This is a genomic window from Streptomyces griseorubiginosus (assembly GCF_017614965.1).
GTDB classification, from domain to species: Bacteria; Actinomycetota; Actinomycetes; order Streptomycetales; family Streptomycetaceae; genus Streptomyces; species Streptomyces griseorubiginosus_B.
In genome coordinates, this window is sequence record NZ_WVUG01000429.1 from 1 (window position 1) to 6,032 (window position 6,032).

General features: G+C 70.7%; 6 protein-coding genes. All 6 read left to right on the forward strand.

The features are described 5' to 3' along the window. Positions 1-90: 90 nt before the first annotated feature. The 6 genes from GRC12_RS40975 (at position 91) to GRC12_RS41000 (ending at position 5,886) form a co-directional block, all read left to right on the forward strand. Entirely contained in the window at positions 91-1,266 is a 1,176-nt protein-coding gene (locus tag GRC12_RS40975; RefSeq protein WP_208785530.1) for an FAD-dependent oxidoreductase, read from the forward strand. Beyond that, a complete protein-coding gene (locus GRC12_RS40980) occupies positions 1,263-2,273 on the forward strand; it encodes an amidohydrolase family protein (RefSeq protein WP_208785531.1) in 1,011 nt (336 codons plus the stop codon). The genes GRC12_RS40975 and GRC12_RS40980 overlap by 4 nt, the downstream gene beginning before the upstream one ends. Before the next feature lie 12 nt (positions 2,274-2,285). Further along, positions 2,286-3,224, forward strand: coding sequence for a VOC family protein (locus GRC12_RS40985; RefSeq protein ID WP_208785532.1), 939 nt, complete (start codon positions 2,286-2,288; stop codon positions 3,222-3,224). 115 nt (positions 3,225-3,339) lie between these two features. Beyond that, positions 3,340-4,311, forward strand: a complete 972-nt coding sequence (locus GRC12_RS40990) for a fumarylacetoacetate hydrolase family protein (protein WP_208785533.1) — start codon at positions 3,340-3,342, stop codon at positions 4,309-4,311. Then, the gene (locus tag GRC12_RS40995) at positions 4,308-5,057 is read left to right on the forward strand and encodes an SDR family NAD(P)-dependent oxidoreductase (RefSeq protein ID WP_208785534.1); all 750 of its coding nucleotides are present in this window, start codon (positions 4,308-4,310) and stop codon (positions 5,055-5,057) included. Before GRC12_RS40990 ends, GRC12_RS40995 begins: the two co-directional genes overlap by 4 nt. 46 nt (positions 5,058-5,103) lie before the next feature. Next, positions 5,104-5,886: a CoA transferase subunit A gene (locus GRC12_RS41000; RefSeq protein ID WP_208785535.1), complete on the forward strand. Its 783-nt coding sequence runs from the start codon at positions 5,104-5,106 to the stop codon at positions 5,884-5,886. Positions 5,887-6,032: the final 146 nt, after the last annotated feature.

Consider the following 6,032-nt stretch of genomic DNA (forward strand, 5'->3'; position numbering starts at 1 on the left):
GTCCCCACCTCTGGCCCGCACTCGCAGCGGGCGAGCCGCAGCCCCCGCCGCCCGAAGTCGCGCGGCCCAACCCCGGGAGGAATCCCCGACATGGCTGACCGCCGCACTCTCTCCCAGCCTCCGACCGGGGGCACACCCACCGTCCTGGTCATCGGCGGTGGCGCCGCAGGCAACGCCGTCACCATCCTGCTGCGCCGCGCCGGCATCGCCGTCGACCTGATCGAGGCCAAGCCGGACTGGAACGCCACCACCGGCTCCGGCATCACCCTGCAGGGCAACGCCCTGCGGGTCCTGCGCGAACTGGGCGTGTGGGAACAGGTGAAAGCCTCCGGATACGCCTTCGGCTCGCTGGGCGTGACCACCCCGGACGGCACCGTCCTGTTCGTCGCCGAGGACATCCAGACCGGCGGCGAGGACCTGCCCGCCACCCTCGGCATGCAACGCCCCCAGCTGCAGCAGATCCTCATCGACACGGTCCGCGCCTCCGGCGCCGACGTTCGCCTTGGTACCACCGCCGAAGCGCTGGAGCAGGACGCCGACGGCGTGTCGGTGCGCTTCAGCGACGGCAGCGAGGGCCGCTACGACCTGGTGATCGGCGCCGACGGACTCAACTCCGCCACCCGCGCCGCGATCGGCATCACGGACAAACCCGAGCCGACCGGCATGGCCATCTGGCGCATCGCCGCCCCGCGGCCCGAGAGCGTGACGCGCACCGACCTCGCCTACGGCGGCCCCGCCTACATCGCCGGCTACTGCCCCACCAGCGAGAACACCATCTACGCGTACGTCGTCGAAGGGTGCCGCGACCGCGCCTGCATCGACCCGGCCACCTACGCCGACGAGATGCGCCGCCTGGCGCAGAGCTACGGCGGGGTCTGGCCGGAGATCACCGAGCACATCACCGACCCGAAGAAGGTCAACTACACCTGGTTCGACCGCCTGCTGGTCGAGGACTCCTGGCACCGCGGCCGGGTCGTGCTCGTCGGCGACGCCGCCCACTGCTGCCCGCCCACCCTGGCCCAGGGCGCGGCCATGTCCCTGGAGGACGCCCTCGTCCTCGCCGAGCTGCTCAGCGGAGCCGTGGCCGACGGCCGGGACTGGGACGACGAGCTGCTCCAGGCCTACCACGACCGCCGCATTCCCCGGGTGCGCACCGTCGTCGAGGCGTCCATGCAGATCGGCCAGTGGCAGCTGGACGGTGTGCGCGACGCCGACATGGCCGGGCTGGTCGGCCGCACCATGAACCTCCTCAAGGAGCGCCCGTGACCACCACCGCAGCCTCCGCGCCGACCATCGACGTCCACGCCCACCTCCTGCTCCCGGAGGTGGAGGAGGCCGTCGCCGGTCATCCCGGTCTCGCCGAGGCCCGTGCCCTCGACGCGCGCCGCAACGGCCCGGCGGCCCTGGCAGTGAACGGTCCGATGGTCGGCGCGCGCGTGCCGAAGCTGACGGACGCCGCGGTGCGCCTGACGGCCATGGACGCGCAGGGCGTGGACATCCAGCTGGTCAGCCCCTCGCCGTCCCACTACCACTACTGGGCCGAGCCCCACCTGGCCGAGAAGGTCTGCCGACTGGCCAACGAGGGCACCGCCGCACACTGTGCGAAGGCTACCGACCGCCTGCACGGCCTGGGCCTGGTCCCGCTCCAGCATCCCGACGTCGCGGTCGGCCTGCTCGACCACGCCCTGGACCAGGGGCTGAGGGGCGTGGAGATCTCCTCGCACGCGCCCGGCCGCGAACTGTCGGACCCCGCGTACGAAGCCTTCTGGTCCCGTGCGCAGGAGACAGGCGCCCTGGTCTTCCTGCACCCGTTCGGCTGCTCCCTCGACGAGCGCCTGGATCAGTGGTACCTGTCCAACACCGTCGGCCAGCCCACCGAGAACGCGGTCGCCCTCTCCCACCTGATCTTCTCCGGTGTCCTCGACCGTCATCCGGGCCTGAAGCTGATCGCGGCGCACGGCGGCGGCTACCTGCCCACCCACATCGGCCGCTCCGACCACGCCTGGCGGGCCCGTCCCGACGCCCGGGGCTGTGAGCGGGAACCGAGCAGCTATCTGCGGCAGCTGTACTTCGACTCCCTCGTCCACGACCCTCAGGTGCTGCGGGAACTGCTGCGAGCGGTCGGCCCGGAACGGGTCCTGCTCGGCTCCGACTTCCCCTTCGACATGGGCACCGACGACCCGCTCGGCGCGCTGCGCGCCGCGGACCTGCCCGACACCGACTTCCACTCCGTCCGCGGCGGAAACGCCGCAGCTCTGCTCAACCTCGTCTGAGGAGGACCCCCCATGAGTAACCGCCTGCTCACCCACCTCCGCCATGTCGACCTCGCCGTGCCGGACTACGACAAGCAACTCGACTTCTACGCCGGCGTCTGGGGCCTGACCAAGGTCGCCGAGGACTCCGGCATCTCCTTCCTGGCCGCCGAGGGCAGCCCGGAGCAGTACGTCGTCCGGCTGCGCAAGGCCGAGGAGAAGCGCCTCGACCTCGTGTCCTACGGTGCCGCGAGCCCGGCCGACGTGGACACGCTCGCCGAGCAACTCCTCGCCGGAGGTGTCCAGTTGATCTCCCAGCCGGGCAAGGTGGACACACCCGGCGGCGGTTACGGCTTCCGCTTCTTCGACGTCGACGGGCGCACCATCGAGGTCTCGGCCGACGTCGAGGTGCGGCAGCACCGCAAGATCGAGGAGAAGGAGTCGATCCCGGTCAAGCTGTCGCACGTCGTCCTCAACTCGCCGGATCTGGACAAGACCAAGGCGTGGTACGAGGAGCACCTCGGCTTCCGGCTGTCCGACACGCTCGGCCACCCGCACATCGGCGACGTCATGCACTTCATGCGAATCAGCAACCAGCACCACTCCATGGCCATCGCCAAGGGCCCGCACACCTCCCTGCACCACATCTCCTTCGAGATGCGCGGAATCGACGAGTACATGCGCGGCTCCGGCCGTGTCATCCGTTCCGGCGCCCGCAAGATCTGGGGGCCGGGCCGGCACATGGCGGGCGACAACACGTTCACCTACTTCCTCGACCCGCACGGCAACACGGTGGAGTACACGACGGAGTTGGAGCTGCTGGACGAGGACACCTGGCACCCGCACGTCTACGACTTCTCCAAGCCCGAGGTCACCGACCAGTGGGGCACCGCCAACCCCATGAACGAACTGGTCACCAAGGAGTCCTTCAACGACGTCGACCGCGGCGTCTTCGTTGCTCCGCCGGTCTGATCGGCCAAGCCTCCAGTCCCCGGGGGTGCGGTTGCCCTGTCAACTGCCCTGACTCCCATGCCGCGCCCCCGGCCTTCGTGCCACCCCTCACGCCGACAGCCGACAGGAAACCGCCATGCGTTTCGCCGCGTACGAGTACCGCAACCGACGCCACGTGGCCGTCGTCTCAGAGGACGGCACGCTCCACCCCCTGCCCGGCGTCAGCTCACTGACCGGCCTGCTCGCCGAGGGCGGCGGCCTGCCCGAACTGCTCGACGCGGGCTCCGCGACCCTCGACGTCCCGGCAGGCCCCCACATCTCCGACGTACGACTGCTGGCGCCGCTCCAGCCGCCCACCGTGCGGGACTTCGTCACCTTCGAGGAACACGTCGAGGGCGTACGGCGGTCCGTGGACGGGGCTGCCGGGGTACCGGAGCGGTGGTACGCGGCCCCGACGTTCTACTTCGGCAACCCCTACGCGATGTACGGGCCGCACGACGACATCCCCATGCCGCCGGGGTCGAGCGTGCTCGACTTCGAGCTGGAGGTCGCCGCCGTGATCGGAAAGGAGGGCCGCGACCTCACGCCCGAACAGGCCCGCGACCACATCATCGGCTACACGATCTTCAACGACTGGTCCGCCCGCGACCTGCAGTCCGCCGAGATGAAGGTCGGCCTCGGCCCCTGCAAGGGCAAGGACACCGCCACCACCCTCGGCCCGTACCTGGTCACCGCCGACGAGCTGGCCAAGTACCGCGACGCGGACGGCTTCCTGCGCCTGGCGCTCACCGCCGAGATCAACGGCGAGGTCGTGGGCAAGGATCTGCTGTCCAACATGAGCTGGACCTTCGAGGAGATGGCCGCCTACGCCTCACGGGGCACCGTCGTCCGCCCCGGCGACGTCCTCGGTTCCGGGACCTGCGGAAACGGCGGCTGCCTCGCCGAGCTGTGGGGTGTACGGGGCGAGCAGTCCCCGCCTCCCCTGAAGCCCGGCGACACGGTCACCCTCACCGTCGAGGGCATCGGCTCCGTCTCCAACACCGTGGTGGCCGGCCCGGACCCCGTGACCGTTCCCGTCGCCCGACGCCGCACGAGGGAGCGGCCGTGACCGATCTCCATCCCAAACGGCTCCTCGGGAAGGTCGTCGTGGTCACAGGCGCGGCCGGTGGCCAGGGCGCCGCGGAGGCTGAGGCGCTGACCCGCGAGGGCGCCCGGGTGATCGCCACCGACGTCTCGGAGTCACCCGGCTGCCGCCGTCTCGACGTCACGAACGAGAAGCACTGGGCCGAACTCGCCACCGACCTGCGTGAGGCGTACGGCCAGGTGCACGGCCTGGTCAACAACGCGGGCGTCACCTGGCGAGCCCGGATCGACGACGTACGCCCGGAGGACATGGCCCGGGTCCACGCGGTCAACGTCACCGGCCCGCTGCTGGGCATCCAGCACCTTGCCCCGCTGATGCCACCCGGCTCCTCGATCGTGAACGTCGGCTCGTCCGCGGCGCTCACCGGCCACTACCCGGTCGCCTACACGGCCAGCAAGTGGGCGCTGCGCGGCCTGTCGCGGACCGCCGCCATGGAACTGGGGCCCGTCGGCATCCGCGTGAACATCGTCCACCCCGGCTTCATCGAAACGGACATGACCGCCTCCGCTGCGCCCGGCTTCCGAGAGGCGAACGTCCGCGAGACACCGCTCGGCCGCACCGGAACCGTCGACGAGATCACGCCGCTCGTCGTCTTCCTTCTCTCCGACGAGGCGTCCTTCATCACGGGGGCCGAGATACCGGTCGACGGCGGACTCACCGCGCACGGCGGCGCCAAGTCGATCTCCGACGCCCTGCGCGCGGACACCTGAACCGGCGACCACGCAGGACAGCCACGACAGAAAGGCCCCCTTCCTCATGGACAAGGTTCGCGCGAGCGCCGCCGAGGCGGTCGTCGACATCCCCGACGGCGCGTCGCTGGCCGTCGGCGGCTTCGGCCTCAGCGGCATCCCCGCCGTGCTCATCCAGGCACTCCACGCCCAGGGCACCACCGGCCTGCAGGTCGTGTCGAACAACTGCGGTGTGGACGGGCGCGGACTGGGAGTCCTGCTGGCTGACGGCCGGATCGCCCGTGTCACGGGCAGTTACGTGGGCGAGAACAAGGAGTTCGCCCGGCAGTACCTGTCGGGCGAGCTGGAGGTGGAGCTGGTGCCGCAGGGCACGCTGGCCGAACGGCTGCGCGCCGGGGGAGCGGGCATCCCCGCCTTCTACACCCCGGCAGGGGTGGGCACCCAGGTGGCCGGGGGAGGGCTGCCCTGGCGTTACCGGCCCGACGGCACGGTCGCGGTGGCCTCCCCGCCCAAGGAGACCCGCGACTTCAACGACCGTACCTACGTCCTGGAGCACGGCATCACCACCGACTTCGCTCTCGTACGGGCCTGGCGCGGCGACCGCCACGGGAACCTGGTCTTCCGTAAGTCCGCCGCCAACTTCAACCCCCTCGCGGCGATGGCGGGCGGCATCACCGTCGCCGAGGTGGAGGAACTTGTCGAGCCGGGCGCGCTGAGCCCGGACGAGATCCACCTGCCGGGCATCTTCGTCCAGCGGATCGTGGTCCTCACCCCGACCGAGGCCGCCGACAAGCAGATCGAGCACCTTTCCCTTTCCGCGTCTTCGACAAGAGGGGCCGTACGCGCATGAGCACCACCCTGGGAACGCGGCTGGGCTGGACCCGGGAGCAGATGGCCGCCCGCGCCGCCGCCGAGCTCACCGACGGCTCCTACGTCAACCTCGGCATCGGCCCTGACTCTTATACACATCTACGCTGCCGACGACTAGTCGAGTGT